Raw genomic sequence first — 25,026 nt, forward strand, 5'->3', positions numbered from 1 at the left:
GCTCTACAAAAGGCGGCCTGGCAGGCTGCTTTTGATTTTGATCTTCTTTTTCTTATCCGTGGGTGACAGGCCACCGAAATCTGTCAGCGGCCGGTCGGGTTGGGTGCGCGGGGGTGTCAGCCGCATGGATGCGGCTGCCAAGCCTCCAGGGACGGATTCACGGCGTCCCCCGCGCACCCAACCCGACCGGCCCACTCGCAGCTTTTGCTTTCAACGCCCCCCAAACCACCCACGAGGGGCTGCGCCGTTGGCTGGAGCTACCGCCCGGCGCCGGCGTCGCCCTCAGGCTCCAGCGCCTTCACCAGCACCGCCGCCTGCGTGCGACTGTGGCATTCAAGCTTCTTCAGGATCGCGGTGACATGCACCTTCACCGTGTTCTCGGCCAACCCCAGCGTGTAGGCAATCTGCTTGTTGAGCAGGCCGTCTGCCAGGCACAGCAGCACCCGGAACTGCTGCGGCGTCAGCTGCGCCAGGCGGCTGGCCAGCAGCGCATCCGCCTCCGAGCGTTCGGCGGCCATCGCCGGGAACCACAGCCCACCGTCGAGTACGGCCTGCACCGCCTCGCCGATGGTCTCGGCTGGGGCCGACTTCGGGATGAAACCGGCGGCGCCGAACTGCTGGGCGCGGCGGATCACCCGTGGATGGTCGTTGGACGAGAGGATCACCACCGGAATGTCCGGATGCGAGCCTCGCACGTGCAGCAACGCGGAGAAACCGTGCGCGCCTGGCATGGTCAGGTCGAGCAGCACCAGGTCCACATCCGGATGCGCGTCGAGGGCGGCGGCAAGCGCATCGGCGCTGGCGACCTCGCGCACCTGCGCCAGCGGCAGGCTCTGCCGCAAGGACTGCACCACCGCCGAACGCAGCAGCGGATGGTCATCGGCGATCAGGATGGTGTATTCGCTCATGCCCACATTGTACGGGCAGCACACCGCATCCGCCGGGCATGGCCCGGCGCTACCAGCACATCAGCGCCCCGCCGGCTCCACGCTGCTGCGCCAGGCATCGAGGAACTGGCGGCGCTTGAGCGCATCGAGGTAGACCAGCAGGCCCGGGCCCAGCTGGATCGGACGACGGCTACGACCCGGTGCGTCTTCGCCCCGTGCGTTGCCTGTCACGATCGGCATCAGCCGCGCCTCGCGCGACAGCACCTGCTGGCCGCGTGGTGACAGCAGGTAGTCGAGGAAACGCCGGGCTTCTTCCGGGTGCGGGCCGGTGCGCGGAATTACCGCGGTGCGCAGCACCACCAGCGTGTAATCCTCGGGCTCGACGATGGCCAGCGGCGCGCCGGCATCAATGCGCGCCTGCGCGTAGGAGCCGAGCACGTTGTAGACCAGTGACAGCTGGCCGCCGGCCACCTGGTCCAGCAACACGCCGGTGCGTTCCTCGCGCACCACGTCGTTGTCACCGAGCGCACCCAGCAACGCACCGGCGATACTGCCGCGCTGCGCGTCCTGGGTGGCCAGCAGGTAGCCGACGCTGCTGCGTTCGATGTCATAGGTGCCCACCCTGCCGCGCAGCGGCGCGCCTTCGGCGCGCAAGCGATCGAGCAGCTGGCGGCGCGTGTGCGGTACCTTCGCCGCGGCCATCGCGCGGGTGTTGTAGACCATCACCACCGGCTCGTAGCTGATGCCGAAGGCCTCGTTGCGCCACTGCGCCCAGGCCGGCAGCGCGGCAGTCTGCGCCGAGCGATGCGGCAGCGCGTGGCCATCGTTGACCAGCTTGGTCTGCAGGTCCATGCCACTGGAGATCAGCAGGTCCGGCGACGCCGGCCCGGCGCGGTCATGCAGGTAACGCGCATACAGATCCTGGGTGATGATGTCCTCGTACACCACCTCGGTGCCCGGGTGCAGGCGCTGGTAGTCGGCGATCACCACCGCGAATACTTCGATATCGGTGGTGCCATGGATGCGCAGCTGCGCCGTGGGCTTTCCCTGTGCCGGGAAGCGGCGGACCTCGCCGGGTGCAGCCAGCACCGGCAGCGCCAACATCAGGGCAAGGGCAACAGCAAACAGGCGGATCATGTACTGCTCCGGGGCAGGCGGATGGTGGCGATCAGGCCGCCCTGCGGACGGTTGCTGAGATCGATGTGACCGCCATGGCTGTCGACCACCCGCTTGACGATGGCCAGGCCCAGGCCGGCGCCTCCAGACGGTGCGCCATCGCCACGTGCGAAGCGTTCGAATACGCGCTCGGCGTCGGCTGCGGCGATCCCCGCACCATGGTCGGCGATGGTCAGCACCGCCTGCCCACCGTCGACCGTCAACGCGATCTGCAACGGACCGTCGCCGCCGTACTTCAGTGCGTTGTCGACCAGGTTCTTGATCGCCTCGCGCAGCAGCAACGCGTCGCCGTGCACCTGCACCGGCTCGGCGGTCATCGCAAGTTGCACGCGCGGTGCCGGACCGGCCTGCGGCAGGGCTTCATGCAGGGCCTGGTGCACGGTTTCGGCCAGATCCACCGCCGCAAAGCGCTGCAGGTGCGAACGATGGATCACGCTGGCATCGCTGAGCAGCTGGTTGAGCAGGCGACTCATATGGGTGGCATTGCGCTCGATCGCCTGCAGGCTGCGCCGCATGTCTTCCGGATCGTCATCATCCAGCGCCAGCTGTGCCTGCGCGCGCAGCGCCGCCAGCGGCGTTCGCATCTGGTGCGCGGCCTCGGCCATGAACGCACGCAGCGTTTCGTTGCTGCTGGACAGGCGTTCCATGAAGCGGTTCAGTGCCGCCACCATCTGGTCCATCTCGCGCGGCACGCGCGCGTCCAGCGGCTTCAGGTCGGACGGTTCGCGCCGCGACAGCTCGCGCTCCACCCGCACCAGCGGACGAAACGCACGGTGCACGCCGAAGGCCACCAGCGCCAGCAGCAGGCCGGACAGCACACCGATCGCCAACAGCGCACGGTTGACCATGTCCTGCGCCACGGCTTCGCGCGCACGCCGGGTCTGGCCCACCTGCACCTGCACCTCGCCCTGCGCCGAGGCCGCGGCGAAACTGCGGCTGACCACCACGAAGCGCACCGTCTCACCGCTGTAGGCAGCATCGAACAACTGCGGCTGTGTACCGGGCCGACGCGGCGGCGCCGGCAGATCGCCATAGCCGGTGATCAGTTTGCCGCGACTGTCGGCGACGCGATAGAACACGCGATCTTCTGGCGCCATCGCCAGCAGATCCAGCGCCGCATACGGTAGATCCACCTGCCACTGCCCATCGACCAGGGCGACCGAATCGGCGATGGACAACGCCGAAGACACCAGCAGGTGATCGTAGGAACGGTTTGCCGCACGCTGGCCATAGTCGCGCGCGGCGAACAGCAGCGCCACCGCGAACACCGCCAGCAACGCACCGAGGTAGAGCAGCAGCGTGCGCCGCAGCGAGCCCGGCGCCGCGTTCGCAGCGCGTACGTCAGCCATCGGCGTCGGCGCTGCCATCACTGGCTTCCAGCAGGTAGCCGACACCGCGCACGGTGGTGATGCGCAGCGGTGCGCCCGCCAGTTTCTTCCGCAGGCGACCGACGTACAGTTCGATGGCATTCGGACCGGCTTCGTCGTCGAAGCCGAACAGGCCGTTGCCGATCTCGTCCTTGCCCACTACCTGGCCCATACGGCCGACCAGGATCTCCAGCAGGCGGTATTCACGGTTGGGCAGCTCGATCGGTTCGCCGTCGAGCGTGACCCGGTGCGCCGCGTTGTCGAACTGGAAGCCACCGACCTGCACCACCTCGCTCGCCTGGCCACGCGCGCGCCGCAGCAGCACGCGGCAGCGCGCCTCGAACTCGCGGAAATCGAACGGCTTGCCGAGGTAGTCGTCGGCGCCGACATCCAGCGCCTGCACGCGGTCCTCGATGCCGTCGCGTGCGGTCAGCATCAGCACCGGCGTGCTGTCGCCGCGCTCGCGCATGCCGGCCAGCACGCGCAGGCCGTCGAGCTTGGGCAGGCCGATATCCAGCACCACCAGGTCGAAGCTCTGGTAGCGCAGCACGCTGGCGGCGGCCAGGCCATCGGCCTGCCAGTCCACGGCATGGCCACTGCGACGCATGCGACGGATGATCGCATCGGCCAGATCCGGGTTGTCTTCGACCAGCAGCAGGCGCATGGGCACGACGGTGGGAGGGGAAGCGAATGCTACCGCATGACGCCGGGGCCGCCCGCCGGTCATGGACCGGCGCTACCGGGATACACCGCATGGGTAGCGCCGGGCCGTGCCCGGCGGTCTTTTACGCTGCACCGCACAATCCGTTGACAGGACGATGACAGCTACGGCGACCCAGACTGCGGCCGCGCACCGTCCGGTGCCCACGATTGCCGCGCGCCTGGCGCGCACCTGGGAGGGTTTGTGGAATTCACGTTTGCCTGGCGGCGTCCTGCCGCCATGATGGCGCTGGCTGCCTTGTCGGCGCCGGCCTTCGCTGCCGAAGACGACCGTCCGGTCACCGCCACCCTCGGTGGCCGCCTGCACCTGGACTTCGCCACCTTCGACAACGACAACCGCGGCACCCCGAACAAGGACGACACCGAAATCCGCCGTGCGTGGGTTGACGTGTCCGGCAAGTTCTTCGTGGTCGACTACAAGCTGGAGGCCGATTTCTCCGGCGACCGCGTCGAGGCCAAGGACGTGTACCTGGCGCGCAGCTTCGGCAAGGCCGGCAAGCTCACCGTCGGCCAGTTCAAGCAGTACTTCTCGCTGGATGACCGCACCAGTTCCAACTACGGCAGCTTCCTGGAGCGCGGCAATGCCGGCACCACGCTGGCGCCGCTGTACCGCCTGGGCGCGTCGTGGCAGGCCAATCCGGGTGACTTCACCTGGGCCGCCAGCATCTACAGCCTGGAAAGCATCGACGCCTGGCAAGTGAAGGGGCGTGCTGCCGGTGGCCGTGTCACCTGGGCGCCCTCGCCCGCCGATGGCGACGTGCTGCACCTGGGCCTGTCGCTGGCCCGCGAGGCCTATGACAACCCGGGCGCGAACGGCGTTCCGGGCCTGAAGATCCGTCCGCGCCCGGCCGGCCATCTGTCCGATGAAAGCCGCCTGACCCTGGTCGACTTCTCCGCCGGCCGCGATACCGACGTCAACAAGTGGTCGCTGGAGTACGCCCAGGTGCGCGGCCCGTTGTCGTGGCAGGGCGAGTTCAGTGGCGCCACCTTCGATGACGGTTCACAGCGCGGCGACGTGATGGCCGCCTACGGCATGGTCAGCTGGTTCGTCACCGGCGAAAGCCGCGCCTACGACCGCAAGACCGGCCGCTTCGCGCGGGTGAAGGATATCCGCCACAAGGCCGGCGCGTTCGAAGTGGCGCTGCGCTACGACCAGATGTGGGGCGCGCAGCATCTCGATGGTGCGCCGGACCTGCGCCGCGGCAGCACCGAGGCCTGGACGCTGGGTGGCAACTGGTACCTGCGCGACAACCTGCGCTTCATGCTCAACGTGATCGAAAGCCGCAACCGCGACCGCCTTGCCGGGATGACGGTGGACCGCACGCGCGCGGTCACCGGCCGCCTGCAGTACGACTTCTAAGCCCGGATTCCCGGGCATGCCGCCCGGGCCCCTTCCACTCCCCCACGTCCTGTATTCGCAAGGAGTCCGCAGATGATGCTGAGCATCCTCGGCTTTGGCATGGTCATTACGTTCATGTACTTGATCATGAGCAAGCGGCTGTCGCCGCTGGTGGCCCTGATCACCATTCCCATCCTGTTCGCGCTGATCGGCGGCTTCGGCGCCGGCATCGACGAGATGATGCTGGAAGGCATCAAGAAGATCGCGCCGACCGGCGTGATGCTGATGTTCGCCATCCTCTACTTCGGCGTGATGATCGATGCCGGCCTGTTCGATCCGCTGGTGCGGGTGATCCTGCGCTTCGTCAAGGGCGATCCGATGAAGATCGTGCTCGGCACCGCAGTGCTGGCGATGCTGATCTCGCTGGACGGCGACGGCTCGACCACCTACATGATCACCGTCTCGGCGATGCTGCCGCTGTACCAGCGCCTCGGCATGAACGCGCTGAACATGACCTGCGTGACCATCCTGGCCGGCGGCGTGATGAACCTGACCCCGTGGGGCGGCCCGACCGCACGTGCGGCCACCGCGCTGCACGTGGATCCGGCCGATGTGTTCGTGCCGCTGATCCCGTCGATGGTGATCGCCTGTGCCGGCGTGCTGCTGCTGGCCTGGTACCTGGGCCTGAAGGAGCGCCGCCGCCTCGGCGTGGTGACCCTGCCCAAGGGCGGCAGCTGGATGGACAACAGCGTGTCCGACGACAGCAATGCACTGCCGACCGTGGAAGACGCCGAAGACATCAAGCGCCCGAAGCTGCTGTGGGTGAACCTGGCGCTGACCGTGGCGCTGATGACCGCGCTGATCATCGGCGTGCTGCCGATGCCGGTGCTGTTCATGGTCGGCTTCGCCATCGCCCTGGTGATCAACTACCCGAACCTGGCCGAGCAGCGCCGCCGCGTGGTCAACCACGCCGGCAACGTGCTGTCGGTGGTGTCGCTGATCTTCGCCGCAGGCATCTTCACCGGCATCCTCAACAACACCGGCATGGTGGAGGCGATGTCGCACAGCTTCCTGGCCGTGATTCCGGAATCGTGGGGCCCGTACCTGGCGGTGATCACCGCCGTGGCATCGATGCCGTTCACCTTCTTCATGTCCAACGACGCCTTCTACTTCGGCGTGCTGCCGATCCTGTCCGAGGCCGCCAGCAACTACGGCATCACCCCGGTGGAAATGGCGCGCGCCTCGCTGGCCGGGCAGCCGGTGCACCTGCTCAGCCCGCTGGTGCCGTCCACCTACCTGCTGGTGGGCCTGGCCAAGGTCGAATTCGCCGACCACCAGAAGTTCACCCTGAAGTGGGCCATCGCCATCTCGATGCTGCTGATGATCGGCAGCCTGCTGTTCGGCCTGTATCCCCTCGCCGCCTGACCCTTTGCCAAGGAGCCTTCTGCAATGACGCTTCGAATCGCTTACGTCACCAGTGGAATGGGCAGTGTCGGCACTGCCATCTGCCAGAGCCTGGCCCGCAGCGGCCACACCGTGGTTGCCGGCTGCGCGCCGAACTCGCCGCGCAAGGCCAACTGGCTGCGCGAGCAGCGCGAACAGGGCTTCGACTTCATCGCCTCCGAAGGCAACGCCACCGACTGGGCTTCGACCAGCGCCGCGTTCGCCAAGGTCCGCGCCGAAGTCGGTGAGGTGGACGTGCTGGTCAACAACTCCGGCGGCAGCCGCGACCTGCTGTTCCGGCAGATGACGGTGGAAGACTGGAACGCGGTGATCGCCTCCAACCTCAATGCGCTGTTCAACCTGACCAAGCAGGTGGTCGATGGAATGGCCACGCGCGGCTGGGGCCGCATCATCAACATCGGTTCGGTCAGCGCCCACAAGGGCCAGATCGGCCAGGTGAACTACGCCACCGCCAAGGCCGCGATGCATGGTTTCAGCCGTGCACTGGCTGCCGAGGTTGCGTCGCGCGGCGTCACCGTCAACACGCTGTCGCCGGGCTACATCGCCAGCCAGGCGATCAGCAGCTTCCCGCCGGATGTGCTGGACCGGCTGGCGGCCTCGGTACCGGTGCGCCGCCTGGGCCGCCCCGAGGAAGTGGCCGGCCTGTGTGCATGGCTGGCGTCGGATGAGGCCTCGTATGTGACCGGTGCCGACTACGCCGTCAATGGTGGCCTGTACATGGGTTGAGCCCGTCTCCACGCAAGGCGTGGACCGCCTCCCCCACGGAGTGCGCGGGGCCGGTGAACCTTCGCTTGCGAGGGGGATCCGGCCCCTTTTTTGCTTCTGCATATTCGGGACGCATTGCCCGATACATCGGCAGAACCGGTGCTATACCTGCCAACGCTCGCTGAGCCCGATGGACGAACGGCCGGAATCGCGGATCAAGGAGGTAGGCATGCGTGCATTGCTGATTGCGCTTCTTGTGGTCGCCAGCCCGCCACTGGCGGCCACGCCACCCACTGCCACTGCGGAAGAGGCGGGTGCAACATGGCGGCTCGTGGAACGCTGGTCCTTGCAGCTGGCGCGCTCTGACCTTGTCGCGCAGCTGTCGCCGCTGGCTCCACCCGGCTCGCGTTCGGAAGCAAGAAGGGGCCGGGGCGACAGCGCCACCATCGATCTGGCACCCTTCGTGATCGCCGGGCGGATCAAAGGGCCTTCTGGCCAGATCTACACCGATGCGTCCGGGCGAATCATCAAGGGCGTCACGCTCTCGCTGGGCGGTGCCTGCATCTCGCGAGAACAGATGGGTCGTCGCTACCCCGCCTTCAATGTCCTTTCCGTTCCATCAGGGCATAGCCTCGACGAGTCCACGGTGTTCGGCACGGTGGTGAACGGTATCCAGATCGGATTCTCGTTCTCCGAACATGACCGCGACTGCATGAACCAGCTCACGTTGAGCTGGCCAGGGAAGCGCTTCTGATTCCCCCGACACACCACCATGACGAACATGTTGCAGGACACGAATCAGTGCCCTGCATCGTTCGTTGGTTTTTCGTAAAGAAGGTTTCATGTTCCGTTCGCATAGTGGCCATGCACCGCGCACGCGTGCCGGTGACCACCCCCAATGCAACGGACCACCATGCAGACCCGACACCTGACGATCGCCGTGGCGATCGCGCTCTCCGCCGCCGCCAGCGCACATGCCGCCACCGCCGCCGATACCGGCGCCAACGCCAGCACCGATGCCGCGCTGAGCGCGCAGACGCTGGATACCGTCTCCGTGATCGGCCAGGGCGAGACCCGCCAGGTGCAGCGCATCACCGCCGTCGACAAGCAGGTGCTGCCGCCGGGCACCAGCGGCCAGAAGATCCTCGACCGCCTGCCGGGCGTGTCGGTGCAGTCCAACGACGCCTTCGGTGCCAACGAGGAATCGCAGACCATCAGCCTGCGCGGCTTCGACAAGAGCCGCCTCGGCTATACGCTGGACGGCATCCCGCTGGGTGACAACAGCTACGGCAACTACAACGGCCTGAGCATCGCCCGCGCGATCATCGCCGAGAACCTGGCCGGCGCAGAGCTGTCGCAGGGCATCGGTTCGCTGGGCGTGGCCTCGACCAGCAACCTGGGTGGCACCATCCAGTACTTCTCGATGGACCCGTCCACCGAATTCGGCGGCCGCGCCAGCGTCACCGTTGGCGACGACAGCCAGCGCCGTGGCTACCTGCGCGTGGATACCGGCGACATCAACGGTTTCTCGGCCTACGTGTCCGGCGTGCACCAGGACCAGGACATGTGGGCCGCGCCGTACCAGAACCAGACCACGCGCCAGTTCAACGCCAAGGCGGTGTGGAATGTCGGCGACCACCGCTTCGGCGCGTTCGTGGCGACCTCGCGCGCCAGCCAGGCCAACTACGCCTACCTGTCCAAGGACATGCTGGCACGTGGCCTGGGCTACGACTGGAACATCTATGCGCCGGACTGGGATCGCGCCGTCGCTGCCGCGTACTGCGCACCGGGCACCTACAACAAGGCACGCTGCAAGTTCAGCGGCGGCGTCAACAGCATCGACGATGCCTACTACCAGAGCCGCGCGCTGCGTGACGACAACCTGTACTCGGTCGACGCCGACCTGCGCCTGGGTGAACAGGGCCGCCTGAAGCTGCTGGCCTATCACCATGACAACCGTGGCCAGGGCCACTGGTGGGCACCGGGCCAGCCGTCCTACCCGGGCACCGACAAGATGCTGCCGATCTCCATCCGCAGCACCAACTACACGATCAACCGCGATGGCCTGACCGCCGCGCTGTCGTGGACGGTGGGCATCCACGAACTGGAAGCCGGCCTGTGGTACGAGCAGAACGACCATAACGTGTCGCGCAACTTCTACTACATCAGCGGCCCGTTCCTGGACGACCTGTACCTGAAGAACCCGGACCGCCTGCTGTTCAACCAGGACTTCGACATCCGCACGCGCCAGTTCTACGTGCAGGACCGCATGCGCTTCCTCGATCAGCGCCTGACCGTGGATGTCGGTATCAAGAGCCCGAACACCCGCATGCGCGCCACCGCCCAGCCGGGCGTGGAAACCAGCATCGCCTCGGGCACGCTGACCGCCAAGAAGTCGGTGCTGCCGCAGGTGGGCCTGGGCTTCAAGCTCAACGCCAACAACGAGCTGTTCGCTTCGTACGCAGAGAACATCGCCGCCTTCGTCGGCGGCGGCAGCGGTGGCCCGTTGCAGGTGTCGCCGGAATCGTTCGCGGCCAGCGCCGGCCTGGAGCCGGAGAAGTCCAAGAGCCTTGAAGCCGGCTTCCGTACCTTTGGCGAGAAGTACCAGGCCTCGATCGCCGCCTACAACGTGAAGTTCGACAACCGCCTGCTGTCGCTGAACCCGTGCTCGAGCATCGAAGTCGGCACGCGTCCGGAGTGCGTGACGCGCTTCATCAACGTCGGTTCGGTGAAGAGCCACGGTGCGGAGCTGACCTTCATCCTCAAGCCGATCGACGGCCTGCAGTGGTACAACGCGCTGTCCTGGAACAAGACCACCTACGAGGATGACTACACCTCGGGCGGCGCGATCGTGCCGGTGGCCGGCAAGATCACGGTGGATACGCCGCAGCGCATGGCCTCCAGCGAGATCAGCTGGAACCGCGACGGCTTCTTCGCCAGCCTGCGTGCCAAGTACACCGGCAAGCGCTACTACACCTACACCAACGACCAGTCGGTGCCGGGCGTGACCACCTTCGACGCCGGTGCAGGCTACGACTTCGGCCCGGGCCTGGGTCTGCGCAACGTGCGGGTGTCGTTGAATGCGACCAACCTGACCAACAAGCGCTATGCGGGCCAGCTGAGTTCGTTCGCACCGACCGATCCGAAGGGCACGCGGTATGCGATCCATGCGAGCGCGCCGCGGCAGGTGTTCATGACGGTGGCGGCGGAGTTCTAAGTCGAAAGCGTTGCCCCGCGGCGTCTTGATTACCGCTGCGGGGCAGGGCCGGATGGGCCGGCGCAGGACACGCCGTAAACCCCGCTTCGCGGTCCGGCCCAGCCGCTGGCGGCTGTGCGTTCGGGCGCTTGCGAAGCAGTGCTTCGCAAGCAAAGCGCCCTCACCCTTGGGGGCTCGATGGCGCCATCCATGGCGCCAACGGTCCTGCGCCGACCCATCCGACCCTGCTCAACGGTTTCCCGCGTCACGGTGCGGAAGGCAAAGAAGAGCAAAAGCAAAGAGCCGGGCAATGCCCGGCTCTTTGCTTTTCAAGCTTTTCAAACGCAATCCCTCTGGTGGACCTGCTACCGCGCCCGCAGAAAACTGTCTGGAGGAGGCGGGGCACCCTGGCCAGGACCGTTGGCGCCATGGATGGCGCCATCGAGCACCATGGAGGGGCTTTTGCGTGTCCTGGCCAGGGTGCCCCGCCTCCTCCCCACCGATAGCAGGCAGGCGCTGGAGCGTCCGCCAACGCCTTTCATTCCGGCGCCAGCTGGTCCATCCGTATCCGGTTGGCGAACAGCGAAAACGCCAGCATCCCGGCCAGCCCATTCGCCCGGCTCACCCAGTGTGGCAGCCAGCGCGGCGGCTTCAACACGCCGGCCTCGAACAACGGCGCGAACGCGATCGCATCGGTCAGGCTCATCTTTCCGGCAAACAACCAGCGGCAGACCTGCAGGCGGTCCTCGGCCAGCATGTGGCGGAAGAACGTGTGCACCGACACCAGCCCGCGCAGGTACACCGTGTCCTTGGTGAAGGCCAGGCCGCCACTTGGCGGCACCCCACGGAACACGCGCTGTGCCGACGCAAAGCTCTCTTCGGCGTTCTGCCCGGCAGCGCAGAAGTAGCGGAACACCTCGATGAAATCGGCGCCTTCGCGGGCCATCGCGATCGCTTCGGTGCGCAGGCTGATGCGCTTCAGGCGCTCGATGTCGATGCTGCCAGTGATCTGCTCAGCAAACGTCGCCAACCCTTCCTGGGTCGCGGTCACCCGCGGCGACGACAATGCCAGGCTGGGCAGCACCGGCTGTTCGCGGCCATTCAATGCGGTCAGCGAATGCACCAACGCTTCATGGTGGAACAGCTGAGCACGGTCGTAGGCACTGAAGCGCGCGCTGGTGCGCAGGCGGATGCGGGTCGGGCCGGCAGCGGCCTTGGACACCAGCTCCGGATCGAGCTGCACCTGGATGATGCGCGATTCGAAGAACGCATCGAGGTCATTCTGCAGCTGCAGCTGCAGGGCAATGGCCGAGACCGGCACCTGCTCTTCCGGCGCCAGCAGTTCATGATCGAGTTCGGCAGCAATCTGGATGAAGTGACGCGCCGCTTCGCGCGTGCTTGGGCCATTGCCAGGCAGCGGCTGCTCGGGGGCGCCGAACAGCTGCACCGAACAGGTATCGACCGCAGCCGTGCCCAACCCTTCCAGCAGCTGCGCGGCCAGGTCCCAGCTCTGCGCCGACTGCCGCACGTAGTGGCCCAGCGGATGAGTGTCATCGCAGTCGGCGGCGATCGCGGCCAGCGCGCGGCGCTCCTCGCTGAAATCCAGCCTCGGGTAGTCCACCTTCGGCAGCACCGGTTGCCCACGTGCCACGCTTTCCAGGAACGGCGCCTGCAGCGTTGCCGGCCAGCTGGTCAGGCCCAGCAGGCGGATGCCTCCCACGGCCTCGACCAGGCGCGCGTCGAGCGCTGCATGGTGGGCCACGTCACGGTCCAGCGTCGCGGTCGGTTCCATGGGCGGACTATAGCGCCCTGCCGTGTCCGGCGCCGTGCGCCGCCGCCCGAGCATCGGCTCGGGCGCTACAGGGAATGACTCCACCGCGAACCAAGTGTAGAGCCGAGCCCATGCTCGGCTGCCTTGTTACCGCCTACGCGGCTTTCCGGCCGGGCGGAACTGCTGGCCCTTGCCCTTCCTGCCACCACGCTCCTGCGCGGTCTCGGCCTGGCGAACGGCCAGCTTGGCAGCGGCGGCGGCCACTTCTTCCTTCAGCTTGAAGTAGTTCAGCAGCCGGCTCTCCTCGATCTCGCCGGCTTCGATCGCTGCACGCACGGCACAGCCCGGTTCCTGCTGGTGCTTGCAGTCGTTGAAGCGGCACTGTGCGGCCAGCGCTTCGATATCGGCGAAGCCACCTTCGGACAGCGTCTCTTCACCGGTCGGCTTCAGCTCGCGCATGCCGGGGGTGTCGATCAGGCAGGCGCCCGTCGGCAGCGGCATCAGCGCGCGATGGGTGGTGGTGTGTCGTCCGCGCGAATCGTTGGCACGCACCGCGTTGGTCTTCATCCGCTGCTCGCCGAGCAGCGTGTTGGTCAACGTGGACTTGCCGGCACCCGAGGAGCCGACCAGCACCACGGTGCGGCCCGGGCCCAGCCACGGTTGCAGCACGGCAACGCTGTCGGCATCCAGGCCGTTGATCGCATGCAGGGCGATACCCTGCATCTCCAGCTCTTCCAGCACCGCCAGTGCGTCTTCGCTGTACTCGGTCTGGTCGGCCTTGGTCAGCACCACGACCGGCTCGGCACCGCCACCGCCGACCAGCAGCAGGTAGCGCTCGATGCGGCGCGGGTTGAAGTCGGCATCCAGCCCACAGACGATGAACACCGTATCGATGTTGGCCGCGATCACCTGCTGGTGGTAATGCTCGCCTGCCGCACCGCGCTTGATCGCGGTACGTCGCGGCAGCAGGGCGACGATGCGGATGCCGTCGAGCAGCACCCAGTCGCCCACCGCCGGCCGTTCATGGCTGGGGAAGCGCGGGCGCTGCCATTCGGGCAGCGACTCGGCCTTGATCGAGGCGTCCGGGCCATCGGCCACCACGTAGTGGGTGCGGTGCTGTTCGATCACCCGTGCCGGGCGGGCCTGCGGGTGCGCGGCCATCGCGGCCTGCCAGTCGGCCTGCTGCGGCGGGCCCGGCCAGGGCCAGCCGATGGTCTGCAGGGCGATGAAATCGGGGGTCTGGGTCATCGCCGCCATTCTACCTGTGCCAGCGCCCTGCCAGCCCAGCAGTGACGGGCCCGGAGCCCTTGCCATGCATTGCAGCAATTCCGGTAGGATGGAAGCCCCATGCCTTTTGACGGCCCAGCTCCCATGTCCACCAACTCGCCCAAGCCCCTGGCCATCCGCGAGCGCCTTTCCGAAGTGCGCTACGAAATCCGCGGAGAACTGGCGCGGCGAGCCCGGGAGCTGGAGGCGCAGGGCCGCAAGCTGATCAAGCTCAACATCGGCAATCCGGGTGCTTTCGGTTTCCGCGCGCCCGAGCACCTGCAGCGCGCGATCGCCGACGACATGGGCCGCACCGACCCGTACACCCACCAGCAGGGCCTGCCGGTGGCGCGCGAAGCCATCGCCAGCTACTACGCCCGTCGTGGCGCGCCCGATGCACATCCGGACCGCGTCTTCCTCGGCAACGGCGTCAGCGAGCTGATCGACCTGTCGCTGCGTGCGCTGCTCAACCCGGGCGATGAAGTGCTGGTGCCCTCGCCAGACTACCCCCTGTGGTCGGCTTCGACCATCCTCAACGATGGCCGCCCGGTGTACTACCGCTGCGCGCCGGAGAACGGCTTCCAGCCGGACCCGAGCGAGATCGAGACGCTGGTCTCTTCGCGCACCCGCGCCATCGTGCTGATCAATCCGAACAATCCCAGCGGCGCCAGCTACCCGCGCGAACTGCTGGAGCGCGTGGTCGAGATCGCGCGCCGCCACAACCTGCTGCTGCTGGTCGATGAGATCTACGACCAGATCCTGTACGACGACGCGGTGTTCCAGCCGGTCGCGCCGCTGGCCGGCGACCATCCGTGCCTGACCTTCAGCGGCCTGAGCAAGGTGCACCGCGCCTGCGGCTGGCGCGTGGGCTGGGCCCACCTCAGCGGCGACGATGCCCGCCTCGGTGACTTCCGCGCCGCGCTGGACCTGTTGGGCGCGCTGCGCCTGTGCGCCAACGTGCCGGGCCAGTACGCCATCGAGGCGGCGGTGAACGGCCCGGACACCATCTCCGAGCTGTGCACGCCGGGCGGCCGCCTGTATGAAACCCGCCGCGCGGTGATCGAGGCCTGCGAAGCCAGCGAGCACCTGTCGCTGGTCGCGCCGGCCGGCGCGCTGTACGCGTTCCCGGCCGTGGTCGGCGCCGCTGCCAAGGGCTTCGACGACCACAATTTCGCGCTGGACCTGATGAACAACGAAGGTGTGCTGGTGGTGCCGGGCTCAAGCTTCAACGTGCCCTACCGCCATCATTTCCGCGTGACCCTGATGCCGGAAGCCTCGGTGATGCGCGATGTGTTCGCCCGCATCGACCGTGTGCTGGCGCGCCGTGCCGAGGATGCGACCAAAGTCGTGCCGCTGAAGCCGCGCCGTTCGGTGGCCTGAGCCGTGGCGTTGTCCTACCTGGCGCTGGGCGATTCGTACACCATCGGTGAAGCGGTTGCAGTCGAAGGCCGTTGGCCGCACCAGCTGGCCGCCGCGCTGCGCGCGCAGGACGTGGCGCTGGCCGACCCGCAGACCATTGCGACCACCGGCTGGACGACCGACGAGCTCGATGCGGGTATCGACGCGGCTGCACCGCAGGGCCCGTTCGATTTCGTCAGTCTGCTGATCGGCGTCAACAACCAGTACCGCGGGCGTCCGCTGGACGAGTACCGCAGCCAGTTCCAGGCCCTGCTGCAGCGGGCGATCGGCTTTGCCGGCGGTGATGCCGGCCGGGTGCTGGTGCTGTCCTTCCCCGATTGGGGCGCCACCCCGTTCGGTGCCGGCAGTGGCCGCGACCTGGCCGCGATCGAGATCGAGACCGACGAGTTCAATGCCGCCGCCGAGGTGATCAGTACCCGGCACGGCGTGGCCTTCGTCGACATCACCGACATCAGCCGCGCGCAGGGCGAAGACCCGACGATGATCGCCGAGGACGGCCTGCATCCTTCAGCACGGATGTACGCGCTGTGGAGCGCGTGCGCGCTGCCGGTTGCCGCGCATCTGCTTGGCGGCACGGACTGAGGCGATGGACGGCACGCCACGGAACGGCCCGCCCCTGCCCTGTGCTCCCCTGACGGCCGCGCAGGCCCGCTTGATCGCCGAAGCGTTCCGCCCGGCGCAGGCCTGGGGCAGCCGCCGCGACTACTACTACACCCGCGGCAAGCTCGGCAGCGATCCGCTGTACGACGGCGTGCTGCAGCATCTGCCTGACGACGGGCAGCCGGTGCTGGACCTCGGCTGCGGGCTGGGCCTGTTCGCCCATGTACTGCGCCAGCGCGGCGGCACCCAGCGCTACCTGGGCGTGGACGTGGACGCCGGCAAGATCGCCCGCGCGCAACGTGCCGCCGTCGAGCTGCGTGACGTGCGCTTCGACTGCGTGGACGTGCAGGCGCCACTGCCGGCGCAGGCCGGGCACGTCCTGCTGCTGGACGTGCTGCAGTACCTGGACGCGGGCCCACAACAGGCACTGCTGCGCGCGGCCAGTGCACGGGTGCCCCCCGGCGGCCGCATGCTGCTGCGCACGCCGCTGGCCACCGGCGATGGCCGCGACCGCACCACGCGGGTGGCGGACCGGCTGGCCTGGCTGGTCGGCTGGATGGGCACGCGGCCGCGCCACTACCCCGATCCACTGGTATTGCAGGCGACGCTTGCCGAAGCAGGATTACAGGTGACCGCCCCCCGGCCACTGCACGGGCGTACGCCGTTCAACAGCTGGCTGCTGGTGGCCGAACGCCCCTGACGTGCCTCCCACCCGGGCATCGGCTCGGGCGCTACACGATGATCGCCAGCCGCTGTAGAGCCGAGCCCACGCTCGGCTGCTCTCCGACGTTTTCCGGCGCTGCGCACCGCCGCCCGAGCATCGGCTCGGGCGCTACAGGATGATCACCAGCCCTTGTAGAGCCGAGCCCACGCTCGGCTGCTCCACGCGGCCAGAACCCGGTGCTACGAGTCAGGCAGCTGCGCCTTCAAGCCGCGCTCTTCCAACGCCTGCAGCACGCGCTCGATGATCACCAGATTGTGGCCGTGGGCGGCGCCCTCATGCAGCAGCACGATGGCCCCTGGGCGCAGGTCCGGCAGCAACCGCGCCAGCACGCCCTCCGGGGTGCAGCCGACGCCGTCGTATCCGCGCGCGCTCCAGCCCACGCGCACCAGGCCCAGCGCCTTCAGCACCGGCGCCACGAACGGGTTGGTCATGCCCACCACCGAGCGATACCAGCGCACCGGATGCCCGCTCAGGGCCTGCAGTGCATGCTGGCAGCCTTCGATCTCGGCCCGCATCGCCGCTGGGCCCAGGCGCCAGAAGCGGGCCTGCGGGTGGCTGAGACTGTGATTGCCCAGATCGTGGCCACGGCGCAGGATCTCGGCCACCAGTTCCGGCTGCGCCTGCGCACGGTCCCCCACCAGGAAGAAGGTCGCACGCGCCTGGTGGCGGTCCAGCAGATCGAGCACGGCACGGGTTTCCGGGCCGGGGCCGTCATCGATCGTCAGCCAGACACTGTTGCCGGCGTCCGGCACCCGGCTCAGTACCGGCGCGTAGAAACGGCTGTTGGGCAGGAACACCGGCACCATGAACAGCGCATGGCTGGCCACCATCAGCGGCAGCCCCCAGTGCCACCCAGCCTGTACCCAGACCAGGATCACGGCCAGCTGCGACGCCACCAGCCAGGGCAGCCAGCGCCAGGGGCGGGCCGGGATGCGATGCAATGTTCCTGCGTTGCTCATCCCCCATGATGCCATGGGGGTTAGAATTGATGATTCGAATTCCCGGAACCCCGACGTCCATGTCCCTCGATCCCGCCCTGCGTTCGCGCATCGAATCCATCCTCAACGCCAACCGCGTCGTGCTGTTCATGAAGGGCCAGCCGTCGATGCCGCAGTGTGGTTTCTCGGCCAAGGCCGTGGGCGCGCTGCAGGACCTCGGTGTCGAGTTCGCCCACGTCAACGTGCTGGCCGACCAGGAAATCCGTGAAGGCATCAAGGCCTACGGCGACTGGCCGACCATCCCGCAGCTGTACATCGACGGCGAACTGGTCGGCGGCAGCGACATCGTGCTGCAGATGGCCGCCAGCGGCGAGCTGAGCAGCGTGCTGGGCCTGGCCGCACCGGACCGCACCCCGCCGAGCATCACCGTCACCCCGGCCGCCGTGGAAATGCTCAAGGGCGCGCTGGCCGACGCCCCGGGCGCTGCCCTGCAGCTGACCATCGACGCCGGCTTCCAGCCGAACTTCCAGCTGGCCCCGCATGACGAAGGCGCGATCGCTGCCGAGTCCAATGGCCTGCGCGTGCAGTTCGACCTGTCCAGCGCCCGTCGCGCCAACGGCATCACCATCGACTGGGTGGACGACATCCGCGGCAAGGGCCTGGCGATCGACAACCCGAACGCACCGAAGCCGGTACAGGAAATCAGCGTGCGTGATGCCGACGACCTGGTGCGCGCCGGCAACATCACCCTGGTGGACGTGCGCCCGGCCGACGAGCGCGCCATCGCAGCCGTCGGCGTGCCGTTCAGGAGCTTCGACGGCAACGGCCGTGCGGAGCTGGAAGCCCTGCCGAAGGACACCGCGCTGGCCTTCATGTGCCACCACGGCGGCCGCAGCGCACAGGCTGCCGAGCAGTTCCGTGCACTGGGCTTCACCAAGGTGTTCAACGTCACCGGCGGCATCAATGCCTGGTCCGAAGACGTCGACAACGGCGTGCCGAAGTACTGATCGGCTGCGATCAATGAGCACGAAAAACGCCGGCGCAAGCCGGCGTTTCCGTGTGCAGCATCGGGCGTTTCCAGTAGATCCACGCCATGCGTGGATGGCGCAGTCTCCGGTTAGCCGGCAAACCCGCCTTCGGCCAGGTAATCCAGCTCTTCCGCCGTGGGCAAGCGACCGAGCACGGCATTGCGATGCGGGAAGCGCCCGAAGCGGCGGATGATGTCGCGATGCAGTTCGGCGTACTGCAGGTACTCCTTGTCACCCAGCACGTCGAACATCGCCACCGAACGGTCCTGGTCCATCGGATCCTCGGAGTGCTCGAACGGCAGGTAGATGAAGGCGCGCAGCTTCGGTACCAGCTGCAGGTCCAGGCCTTCCTCGATGGCGCGCATGGCGTAGTGCCGGGCCAGGCCATCGGTGGCGTAGGAATGGGCGGTCCCACGGAAGCAGTTGCGCGGGAACTGGTCCAGCAGCAGCATCAGCGCCAATGCCCCTTCGGCACTGCCCAGCCAATGCTCGCGCGCGCGCGAAGCGGCGGCGAAATGCTCATCCAGGAACAACTGGTGGAACTGCGCGTCGAACGCATCGTCGCGGGCGAACCACTTCGCAGGGCCCGCTTCTTTCCAGAATTCCACCACTTGCGCGGCAACGTCCATCACCTACTCCCCAGGGCCGGCGCGCCGCGCCAGGCCATCATCATCATTCGTCGAAGCGCAGGTGGCGGACCGACTTGCCGTTGCGCCGGATAAGCTTAAGCGCCTCGATACCGATCTGGATATGGTTTTCCACGAACTGGGAGCTGACCTTGGCATCGGAGGCCTCGGTCTTGACCCCATCGGGGATCATCGGCTGGTCCGAGACCAGCAGCAGCGCGCCACTGGGAATGTGGTTGGCGAAGCCGGCGGCGAACACCGTGGCCGTTTCCATGTCGATGGCCATGCAGCGCATCGCCCGCAGCCGCTCCTTGAAGGCCTCGTCGTGCTCCCAGACCCGGCGGTTGGTGGTATAGACCGTACCCGTCCAGTAGTCGTGGCCGAGGTCGCGGATCATGGTCGAGACCGCACGCTGCAGCGCGAACGCAGGCAGCGCCGGTACTTCCGGCGGCAGGTAATCGCCCGAGGTGCCCTCGCCACGGATCGCGGCGATCGGCAGCACCAGGTCACCCAGCTGGTTCTTGCGCTTGAGGCCACCGCACTTGCCCAGGAACAGCACCGCCTTGGGCATCACTGCCGACAGCAGGTCCATGATGATCGCGGCATTGGGGCTGCCCATGCCGAAATTGATCATGGTGATGCCGTCGATCGTGGCGCTGGCCATCGGCCGGTCCAGGCCGATGACGGGCGCACCGGTCAGCTCGGAAAAGGTGTGCAGGTAGCCACCGAAGTTGGTCAGCAGGATGTGCTGGCCGAACTGGTCCAGGGGCACGCCGGTATACCGGGGCAGCCAGTTGTCGACGATTTCCTGCTTGCTCTTCATGGGCGGTCCGGTACGGCGGGGGGACCGGGTATTTTCAGCCACCCGGCCGGTGCAGTCGAGCCGCCGTCGACCGCCCTGTGAAGAAGGTCACTTGGCAAGCCCGCCACCACCGGGCTAGCGTCGGCGGTTGGACCAGGCTGCAAGGGGAACTGCATGGCATCGACGTTGTTGCGCGCCGGGGTGGCCCTGGCACTGCTTTCATTGAGTACGGCTCCGGCGGTGGGCGCCTCGCGCTTCGTCGCCGATCCCTACCCCAGCACCTACCAGGCCCATCCTGATGCGCCGGTGCTGATCCAGAACGCCACGGTGCTGACCGGTACCGGCCAGCGCCTGGACAACGCCGACGTGCTGCTGCGTGACGGCCGCATCGTCGCCGTTGGCCGCCAGCTGCAGGCCGATGCGGGCGTCACCCGCATCGATGCACAGGGCAAGTGGGTCACTCCGGGCCTGATCGACGTGCACTCGCACCTGGGTGTCTACCCCAGCCCGGGCGTTGGCGCGCACAGCGACGGCAACGAAGTCACCGCACCGGTCACCGCCAATGTCTGGGCCGAGCACTCGGTGTGGCCGCAGGACCCGGGCTTCGCCACGGCGCTGGCCGGCGGCGTGACCAGCATGCAGGTGCTGCCCGGCTCGGCCAACCTGGTCGGCGGCCGCGGCGTGACCCTGAAGAACGTACCGGCCATCACCTACCAGGCGATGAAGTTCCCCGGCGCACCGTGGGGCCTGAAGATGGCCTGCGGCGAGAACCCCAAGCGGGTCTACGGCGAAGGCAAGGGCGTGGCCCCGGCCACGCGCATGGGCAACGTGGCCGGCTACCGTGCTGCCTTCATCGATGCCGCCGACTACATCGCCAAGACCAAGCCCAAGCCCGCCAAGCGCAAGGGTTGGTTCGGCAGCGACAAGGGCGACAGCGCCGGTGATGCCGGCGGCAAGCGCGATCTCAAGCTGGACACGCTGGCCGGCGCCATCGAAGGCGACATCCGCGTGCACATCCACTGCTACCGCGCCGACGAAATGGCCACCATGCTCGACCTGGCCAAGGAATTCGGCTTCAAGGTGGCCGCCTTCCACCACGGCGTGGAGGCCTACAAGCTGGCCGACCGGCTGGCCGCCGACGGCGTCTGCGGTGCGTTGTGGGCCGACTGGTGGGGCTTCAAGATGGAAGCCTTCGACGGCATCCAGGAGAACATCGCGCTGGTCGACCGCCCGAAGAACAGCTGCGCCATCGTCCATTCCGATTCACCCGAGGGCATCCAGCGCCTGAACCAGGAAGCGGCCAAGGTGATGGCCTCGGCGCGACGTGCACGCATGCCGGAGATCACGCCCGAACATGCCATTGCCTGGATGACCGCCAACGCCGCCAAGGCGCTGGGCATCGAAGGCCAGACCGGCACCCTGGAGGCCGGAAAGATGGCCGACGTGGTGGTGTGGAACGGCAACCCCTTCAGTTCCTACGCGCTGGCCGAACAGGTCTTCATTGATGGCCGCCGGCTGTACGACCGAAGCGCGCCGGCAAGCATGCCGCGTTCCGATTTCCAGCTTGGCCAGGAGGTGCGCTGATGGGCGCGTTGAACAAGCGTCGCCGGGCATGGCCCGGCGCTACCGTGGTGGCATTGGTGTTGCTGGCAACCACGGCATCGGCGCAGGACCTGCTGGTGCGCAACGCGACGGTGCACACCGCCAGCGCACGCGGCAGCCTGCAGAACGCCGATGTGCTGGTCCAGGGCGGCGTCATCCGCGCAGTCGGCACCGGCCTGTCCGCACCGGCGGGAGCGACCGTGGTCGAAGCCAATGGGCGGCCGCTGACCCCGGCCCTGTTCGGGGGCATCACCGAGACCGGCATCGAAGAGGTCTCGGGTGAATCGAGCACGGTGGACAGTTCGCTGAAGCTCGGCGAGCAGCCGTTGCGCCCGGAATTCGACGTCACCCTGGCCTACAACCCGGCCTCGGTGCTGATCCCGGTGACGCGGCTGGAGGGTTTTGGCTTCACCGCACTCGGCGCCGCCACCGGTGGCGGCTTCGTGGCCGGCCAGGGCGGCGTGATGCGGCTGGATGGCAGCGTCGACCCGATCGGCCCGCGCGCGCTGTTCCTGCGCCTGGGCTCGGCGGCATCGGAGCTGACCGGGCATTCGCGCGCCGCGCAATGGATGCTGCTGCAGCAGATGGTCGACGAAGCACGCGGTCAGGTCGCTGCGGATTCGCCGCACGCGCTGTTGACCCCGGCCGGGCGCCGCACGCTCAGCCGTTACCTGGCCGGCCAGGGCCGCATCGTGGTGGAGGTCGATCGTGCCTCGGACATCCGCCAGCTGCTGCGCTGGGCCGCGCGCGAGAAGGTGAAGATCGCGATCGCCGGTGCCGGCGAAGCCTGGCAGGTCGCGCCGGAGCTGGCCGCCGCACGGGTGCCGGTGTTCGTTGACGTGCTGGCCAACCTGCCGGCCAGCTTCGACCAGATCGGCGCCACCCTGGAAAACGCCGCACGCCTGCAGCGCGCCGGCGTGCCGGTGTCGTTCGTGCAGCGCGGCGACGCCACCCACAACGCGCGCAAGATGCGCCAGCTGGCTGGCAATGCAGTGGCCAACGGCCTGCCCTGGGCCGACGGCCTGGCCGGGCTGACCCGGGTGCCGGCACAGGCGTTCGGCGTGGCCGACCAGATCGGCAGCATCGAGCCGGGCAAGCGCGCCGACCTGGTGCTGTGGGAGGGCGATCCGCTGGACGTGGCGCACTATGCCGAACAGGTCTGGCTGGGCGGCCGCGCGATGCCGATGCGCTCGCGCCAGACCGAACTGCGCGACCGCTACCTGCAGCGCAACGCGCAGCCCTGACCGCACACGAGGACATACGGATGGCAACGCTGCGCTGGTACTTCGATTTTGTCTCGCCCTACTCCTACCTGCACTGGCAGAAGCTGAAACAGCTGCCGCAGTTCGCGCAGATCCAGACCGTGCCGATCGCCTTCGGCGCGGTGCTGCATCACCTCGGCAACCTGGGCCCGGCGGAAATCCCCGCCAAGCGCCGCTTCGCCTACCGCCACCTGCAATGGACCGCGCAGGCCGAGGGCACCCCGATGCGCTTCCCGCCCGGCCATCCGTTCAATCCGTTGACAGCACTGCGCCTATGCCTGGCTGCCGGGGCCAGCGCTCAGGCGGTGGACGTGCTGTTCGACTGGATCTGGCGCGAGGGCCACGCCGGTGACAGCGCCGAGGCCCTGCGCGAACCGGGTGCGCAGCTGGGTATCGAGGATGTCGCGACCGCCATTGCCGATCCGGCGGTGAAGGAGCAACTGCGGCGCAACACGGAGGCCGCAATCGGCGCGGGCGTGTTCGGGGTCCCGACCCTGGCCATCGACCAGGAACTGTTCTGGGGCAACGACGCCCACCCGCTGATGGCCGCCGTGCTGGCCGATCCCGCCCTGCTGCAGCAGCCCGAATGGCAGCGCCTGGACAGCCTGCCGGTGGCGGTGCAGCGCAATCGCTGAACAGGGCGTGGCGCGTTTCCCTCGCGCGCCCGGCCAGGTTTTGAGATAGTTTTCACATTTCCGAACCTACAACCGCCCTGGAGGGGGAGCCGCGGATGCGCATCGGAATCGTCGTCGACTCGGCCTGCGACCTGCCGCAGGACTTCATTGCCGAGCACAACATCGTGCTGCTGCCGATCACCGTCCGCATCGGCGAAGCCCTGCTGGCCGATCACCGCGATGAGCAGGCCACGCTGAGCTTCCTGCACGCGCACGTGGCCGAGCATGGCGCTGAAGCGGAAACCATCCCCTTCAGCGTCAACCAGATCCGCGACCTGTTCCTGCAGCAGCTGGTGATCGATTACGACCACGTGTTCTGCATGACCATCACCAAGACCCGCAGCCCGATCCATGACAACGCGCTGCAGGCCAGCTTCGCCATCCTCAACGACTACAAGCCGGTGCGGCAGTCGGCCGGCTACAACTCACCGTTCGCGCTGCGCGTGCTCGATACCCAGAACCTGTTCGCTGCCCAGGCGGTGACCGCGGTGGAAGCCGTGCGCCTGCGCGAGAGCAACGCCAGCGTGCAGCAGATCCGCGAACGGCTGGAGGAACTGGCCGGCAACGTGCACGGCTACATGGTGACCCGTGACCTGTACTACATGCGTGCGCGCGCACGGCACAAGGGCGACCGCAGCGTTGGCCTGCTCAGCGCGGCGCTGGGCAGCGCACTGGACATCAAGCCGGTGCTGCACGGCTACCGCGGCGAGACCGGGCCGGTGGCCAAGATCAAGGGCTTCGACAATGCCGTGCAGAAGCTGTTCGCGGTGGTCGGCCAGCGCGTACGTGCCGGGCTGATGACGCCGACGGTGTGCGTCAGCTACGGCGGAGAACTGGACGAGCTGCGCACCCTGCCCGGCTACGCCCAGCTGAAGGAGGTCTGCGCCACCCACGGCGTGGCCGTGTACGAATCGGTGATGAGCCTGACCGGCATGGTCAATGTCGGCAAGGGCGCGGTCACCGTGGGCTTTGCCGATGGGCCGCATCGGTTTGAATGAAGGCCGACCGTGGCTGGAATCTGCACATCGATTCCACCGCCACTGTGCCAGCCTTGCCGCACTTCAAGGAGAACTCCATGCCTGCGCAGTACCACATCAGCCTGCCCGATCCCTCCAAGGCCCGCGGCAACGACCCTGACCTGTCCTTCCATTCGCAGGGCGCCGCCGGCTTCGCCGAGGAACTGCAGGACGCCCTGCGCAGCGGCACGCTGTTCGAGCGCTGGAAGGCCAAGCAGCCCGATCCCGATGCAGTGGAAGTGCAGTGGGGCGCAACCGATCCGGATGCCACCGTGACCGGCGAGCAGAAGGATCTGCGCATCAACCTGGTGGCCACCACCCGCATCGACAGCGACGTGTTCAAGCAGCGCCTGCGCCTGCTGGCCGGCCACCACTGGGAACTGCGCGACGTGCGTTGAGGTGCCCGCCGGGCATGGCCCGGCGCTACCGCCGCGATGGGTAGCG

General features: G+C 67.7%; 23 protein-coding genes. 14 read left to right on the forward strand and 9 right to left on the reverse strand.

Annotation, left to right across the window (positions count from 1 at the left end; genetic code table 11):
- Positions 1-257: 257 nt before the first annotated feature.
- The 4 genes from QP552_RS17360 to QP552_RS17375 are packed head-to-tail and all read right to left on the reverse strand — an operon-like array spanning position 258 to position 4,094.
- Positions 258-908 carry a response regulator transcription factor gene (locus tag QP552_RS17360; RefSeq protein ID WP_286074164.1) on the reverse strand — a complete coding sequence of 217 codons (651 nt, stop codon included), beginning with the start codon at positions 906-908 and terminating at the stop codon, positions 258-260.
- A gap of 60 nt (positions 909-968) precedes the next feature.
- The gene (locus QP552_RS17365; RefSeq protein WP_111113846.1) at positions 969-2,024 is read right to left on the reverse strand and encodes an ABC transporter substrate-binding protein; all 1,056 of its coding nucleotides are present in this window, start codon (positions 2,022-2,024) and stop codon (positions 969-971) included.
- On the reverse strand, positions 2,021-3,412 hold the full coding sequence (locus tag QP552_RS17370; RefSeq protein ID WP_111113863.1) for a sensor histidine kinase: 1,392 nt from the start codon (positions 3,410-3,412) through the stop codon (positions 2,021-2,023). Before QP552_RS17370 ends, QP552_RS17365 begins: the two co-directional genes overlap by 4 nt.
- Positions 3,405-4,094 (reverse strand): response regulator transcription factor, encoded by a 690-nt coding sequence (locus QP552_RS17375; protein WP_049426910.1) that lies wholly within the window; start codon positions 4,092-4,094, stop codon positions 3,405-3,407. The genes QP552_RS17370 and QP552_RS17375 overlap by 8 nt, the downstream gene beginning before the upstream one ends.
- Positions 4,095-4,370: 276 nt before the next feature.
- Here QP552_RS17375 and QP552_RS17380 point away from each other — a divergent pair, with 276 nt between their 5' ends.
- From QP552_RS17380 to QP552_RS17400, 5 genes are all read left to right on the forward strand, one after another.
- The gene (locus QP552_RS17380) at positions 4,371-5,510 is read left to right on the forward strand and encodes a porin (RefSeq protein WP_106551258.1); all 1,140 of its coding nucleotides are present in this window, start codon (positions 4,371-4,373) and stop codon (positions 5,508-5,510) included.
- Between the two features lie 75 nt (positions 5,511-5,585).
- Positions 5,586-6,914 (forward strand): CitMHS family transporter, encoded by a 1,329-nt coding sequence (locus QP552_RS17385; RefSeq protein ID WP_049411738.1) that lies wholly within the window; start codon positions 5,586-5,588, stop codon positions 6,912-6,914.
- A 24-nt stretch (positions 6,915-6,938) separates the two neighbouring features.
- Positions 6,939-7,679, forward strand: a complete 741-nt coding sequence (gene phbB / locus QP552_RS17390) for an acetoacetyl-CoA reductase (RefSeq protein WP_005414435.1) — start codon at positions 6,939-6,941, stop codon at positions 7,677-7,679.
- Positions 7,680-7,887: 208 nt separating this feature from the next.
- Complete coding sequence (locus QP552_RS17395) at positions 7,888-8,412, forward strand: hypothetical protein (RefSeq protein ID WP_286074165.1); 525 nt, start codon at positions 7,888-7,890, stop codon at positions 8,410-8,412.
- 159 nt (positions 8,413-8,571) lie between these two features.
- Positions 8,572-10,875 (forward strand): TonB-dependent receptor, encoded by a 2,304-nt coding sequence (locus QP552_RS17400; RefSeq protein WP_111113843.1) that lies wholly within the window; start codon positions 8,572-8,574, stop codon positions 10,873-10,875.
- A 517-nt stretch (positions 10,876-11,392) separates the two neighbouring features.
- Here the strand turns inward: QP552_RS17400 and QP552_RS17405 are convergent.
- Both QP552_RS17405 and rsgA read right to left on the reverse strand, forming a co-directional pair.
- Positions 11,393-12,646, reverse strand: coding sequence for a flavohemoglobin expression-modulating QEGLA motif protein (locus QP552_RS17405; RefSeq protein WP_106550725.1), 1,254 nt, complete (start codon positions 12,644-12,646; stop codon positions 11,393-11,395).
- Between the two features lie 126 nt (positions 12,647-12,772).
- Positions 12,773-13,882: a ribosome small subunit-dependent GTPase A gene (gene rsgA, locus QP552_RS17410; RefSeq protein WP_106550726.1), complete on the reverse strand. Its 1,110-nt coding sequence runs from the start codon at positions 13,880-13,882 to the stop codon at positions 12,773-12,775.
- Positions 13,883-13,996: 114 nt separating this feature from the next.
- Here rsgA and QP552_RS17415 point away from each other — a divergent pair, with 114 nt between their 5' ends.
- The 3 genes from QP552_RS17415 to QP552_RS17425 are packed head-to-tail and all read left to right on the forward strand — an operon-like array spanning position 13,997 to position 16,610.
- Entirely contained in the window at positions 13,997-15,271 is a 1,275-nt protein-coding gene (locus tag QP552_RS17415; protein WP_005414441.1) for a pyridoxal phosphate-dependent aminotransferase, read from the forward strand.
- Between the two features lie 3 nt (positions 15,272-15,274).
- Positions 15,275-15,892, forward strand: a complete 618-nt coding sequence (locus QP552_RS17420; RefSeq protein ID WP_286074166.1) for an SGNH/GDSL hydrolase family protein — start codon at positions 15,275-15,277, stop codon at positions 15,890-15,892.
- 4 nt (positions 15,893-15,896) lie between these two features.
- Positions 15,897-16,610 carry a class I SAM-dependent methyltransferase gene (locus tag QP552_RS17425; RefSeq protein ID WP_286074167.1) on the forward strand — a complete coding sequence of 238 codons (714 nt, stop codon included), beginning with the start codon at positions 15,897-15,899 and terminating at the stop codon, positions 16,608-16,610.
- A gap of 203 nt (positions 16,611-16,813) precedes the next feature.
- Here QP552_RS17425 and QP552_RS17430 read toward each other — a convergent pair whose 3' ends face one another.
- Positions 16,814-17,593: a polysaccharide deacetylase family protein gene (locus QP552_RS17430; protein WP_286074168.1), complete on the reverse strand. Its 780-nt coding sequence runs from the start codon at positions 17,591-17,593 to the stop codon at positions 16,814-16,816.
- A gap of 59 nt (positions 17,594-17,652) precedes the next feature.
- Between QP552_RS17430 and grxD the strand changes: the two genes are divergently transcribed.
- Positions 17,653-18,579 carry a Grx4 family monothiol glutaredoxin gene (gene grxD / locus QP552_RS17435; protein WP_024956044.1) on the forward strand — a complete coding sequence of 309 codons (927 nt, stop codon included), beginning with the start codon at positions 17,653-17,655 and terminating at the stop codon, positions 18,577-18,579.
- Between the two features lie 110 nt (positions 18,580-18,689).
- On the opposite strand, the gene QP552_RS17440 is transcribed toward grxD, so the two are convergent.
- Together QP552_RS17440 and QP552_RS17445 are read right to left on the reverse strand one after the other, a co-directional pair.
- Positions 18,690-19,229, reverse strand: a complete 540-nt coding sequence (locus tag QP552_RS17440) for a DUF924 family protein (RefSeq protein WP_286074169.1) — start codon at positions 19,227-19,229, stop codon at positions 18,690-18,692.
- Between the two features lie 43 nt (positions 19,230-19,272).
- Positions 19,273-20,049, reverse strand: coding sequence for an AMP nucleosidase (locus QP552_RS17445; protein ID WP_005414446.1), 777 nt, complete (start codon positions 20,047-20,049; stop codon positions 19,273-19,275).
- A gap of 153 nt (positions 20,050-20,202) precedes the next feature.
- On the opposite strand from QP552_RS17445, the gene QP552_RS17450 reads away from it, so the two are divergent.
- The 5 genes from QP552_RS17450 to QP552_RS17470 all read left to right on the forward strand — a co-directional run bounded on the left by QP552_RS17450 (position 20,203) and on the right by QP552_RS17470 (position 24,980).
- The gene (locus tag QP552_RS17450) at positions 20,203-21,612 is read left to right on the forward strand and encodes an amidohydrolase (RefSeq protein WP_106550730.1); all 1,410 of its coding nucleotides are present in this window, start codon (positions 20,203-20,205) and stop codon (positions 21,610-21,612) included.
- Entirely contained in the window at positions 21,612-22,874 is a 1,263-nt protein-coding gene (locus QP552_RS17455) for an amidohydrolase family protein (RefSeq protein WP_286074170.1), read from the forward strand. Before QP552_RS17450 ends, QP552_RS17455 begins: the two co-directional genes overlap by 1 nt.
- A gap of 20 nt (positions 22,875-22,894) precedes the next feature.
- Positions 22,895-23,527, forward strand: a complete 633-nt coding sequence (locus tag QP552_RS17460) for a 2-hydroxychromene-2-carboxylate isomerase (protein WP_286074171.1) — start codon at positions 22,895-22,897, stop codon at positions 23,525-23,527.
- A gap of 95 nt (positions 23,528-23,622) precedes the next feature.
- Positions 23,623-24,564, forward strand: coding sequence for a DegV family protein (locus QP552_RS17465; RefSeq protein WP_286074172.1), 942 nt, complete (start codon positions 23,623-23,625; stop codon positions 24,562-24,564).
- 77 nt (positions 24,565-24,641) lie between these two features.
- Positions 24,642-24,980: a hypothetical protein gene (locus tag QP552_RS17470; protein WP_106550751.1), complete on the forward strand. Its 339-nt coding sequence runs from the start codon at positions 24,642-24,644 to the stop codon at positions 24,978-24,980.
- Positions 24,981-25,026: the final 46 nt, after the last annotated feature.

Source organism: Stenotrophomonas sp. 59 (assembly GCF_030291095.1).
GTDB classification, from domain to species: domain Bacteria; phylum Pseudomonadota; class Gammaproteobacteria; order Xanthomonadales; family Xanthomonadaceae; genus Stenotrophomonas; species Stenotrophomonas maltophilia_Q.

Coding starts and splice junctions, on each gene's coding strand:
- QP552_RS17360 (WP_286074164.1), bottom strand. CDS start 908: ATGAGCGAATACACCATCCTGATCGCCGATGACCATCCGCTGCTGCGT.
- QP552_RS17365 (WP_111113846.1), bottom strand. CDS start 2,024: ATGATCCGCCTGTTTGCTGTTGCCCTTGCCCTGATGTTGGCGCTGCCG.
- QP552_RS17370 (WP_111113863.1), bottom strand. CDS start 3,412: ATGGCTGACGTACGCGCTGCGAACGCGGCGCCGGGCTCGCTGCGGCGC.
- QP552_RS17375 (WP_049426910.1), bottom strand. CDS start 4,094: ATGCGCCTGCTGCTGGTCGAAGACAACCCGGATCTGGCCGATGCGATC.
- QP552_RS17380 (WP_106551258.1), top strand. CDS start 4,371: ATGATGGCGCTGGCTGCCTTGTCGGCGCCGGCCTTCGCTGCCGAAGAC.
- QP552_RS17385 (WP_049411738.1), top strand. CDS start 5,586: ATGCTGAGCATCCTCGGCTTTGGCATGGTCATTACGTTCATGTACTTG.
- phbB (WP_005414435.1), top strand. CDS start 6,939: ATGACGCTTCGAATCGCTTACGTCACCAGTGGAATGGGCAGTGTCGGC.
- QP552_RS17395 (WP_286074165.1), top strand. CDS start 7,888: ATGCGTGCATTGCTGATTGCGCTTCTTGTGGTCGCCAGCCCGCCACTG.
- QP552_RS17400 (WP_111113843.1), top strand. CDS start 8,572: ATGCAGACCCGACACCTGACGATCGCCGTGGCGATCGCGCTCTCCGCC.
- QP552_RS17405 (WP_106550725.1), bottom strand. CDS start 12,646: ATGGAACCGACCGCGACGCTGGACCGTGACGTGGCCCACCATGCAGCG.
- rsgA (WP_106550726.1), bottom strand. CDS start 13,882: ATGGCGGCGATGACCCAGACCCCCGATTTCATCGCCCTGCAGACCATC.
- QP552_RS17415 (WP_005414441.1), top strand. CDS start 13,997: ATGTCCACCAACTCGCCCAAGCCCCTGGCCATCCGCGAGCGCCTTTCC.
- QP552_RS17425 (WP_286074167.1), top strand. CDS start 15,897: ATGGACGGCACGCCACGGAACGGCCCGCCCCTGCCCTGTGCTCCCCTG.
- QP552_RS17430 (WP_286074168.1), bottom strand. CDS start 17,593: ATGAGCAACGCAGGAACATTGCATCGCATCCCGGCCCGCCCCTGGCGC.
- grxD (WP_024956044.1), top strand. CDS start 17,653: ATGTCCCTCGATCCCGCCCTGCGTTCGCGCATCGAATCCATCCTCAAC.
- QP552_RS17440 (WP_286074169.1), bottom strand. CDS start 19,229: ATGGACGTTGCCGCGCAAGTGGTGGAATTCTGGAAAGAAGCGGGCCCT.
- QP552_RS17445 (WP_005414446.1), bottom strand. CDS start 20,049: ATGAAGAGCAAGCAGGAAATCGTCGACAACTGGCTGCCCCGGTATACC.
- QP552_RS17450 (WP_106550730.1), top strand. CDS start 20,203: ATGGCATCGACGTTGTTGCGCGCCGGGGTGGCCCTGGCACTGCTTTCA.
- QP552_RS17455 (WP_286074170.1), top strand. CDS start 21,612: ATGGGCGCGTTGAACAAGCGTCGCCGGGCATGGCCCGGCGCTACCGTG.
- QP552_RS17460 (WP_286074171.1), top strand. CDS start 22,895: ATGGCAACGCTGCGCTGGTACTTCGATTTTGTCTCGCCCTACTCCTAC.
- QP552_RS17465 (WP_286074172.1), top strand. CDS start 23,623: ATGCGCATCGGAATCGTCGTCGACTCGGCCTGCGACCTGCCGCAGGAC.
- QP552_RS17470 (WP_106550751.1), top strand. CDS start 24,642: ATGCCTGCGCAGTACCACATCAGCCTGCCCGATCCCTCCAAGGCCCGC.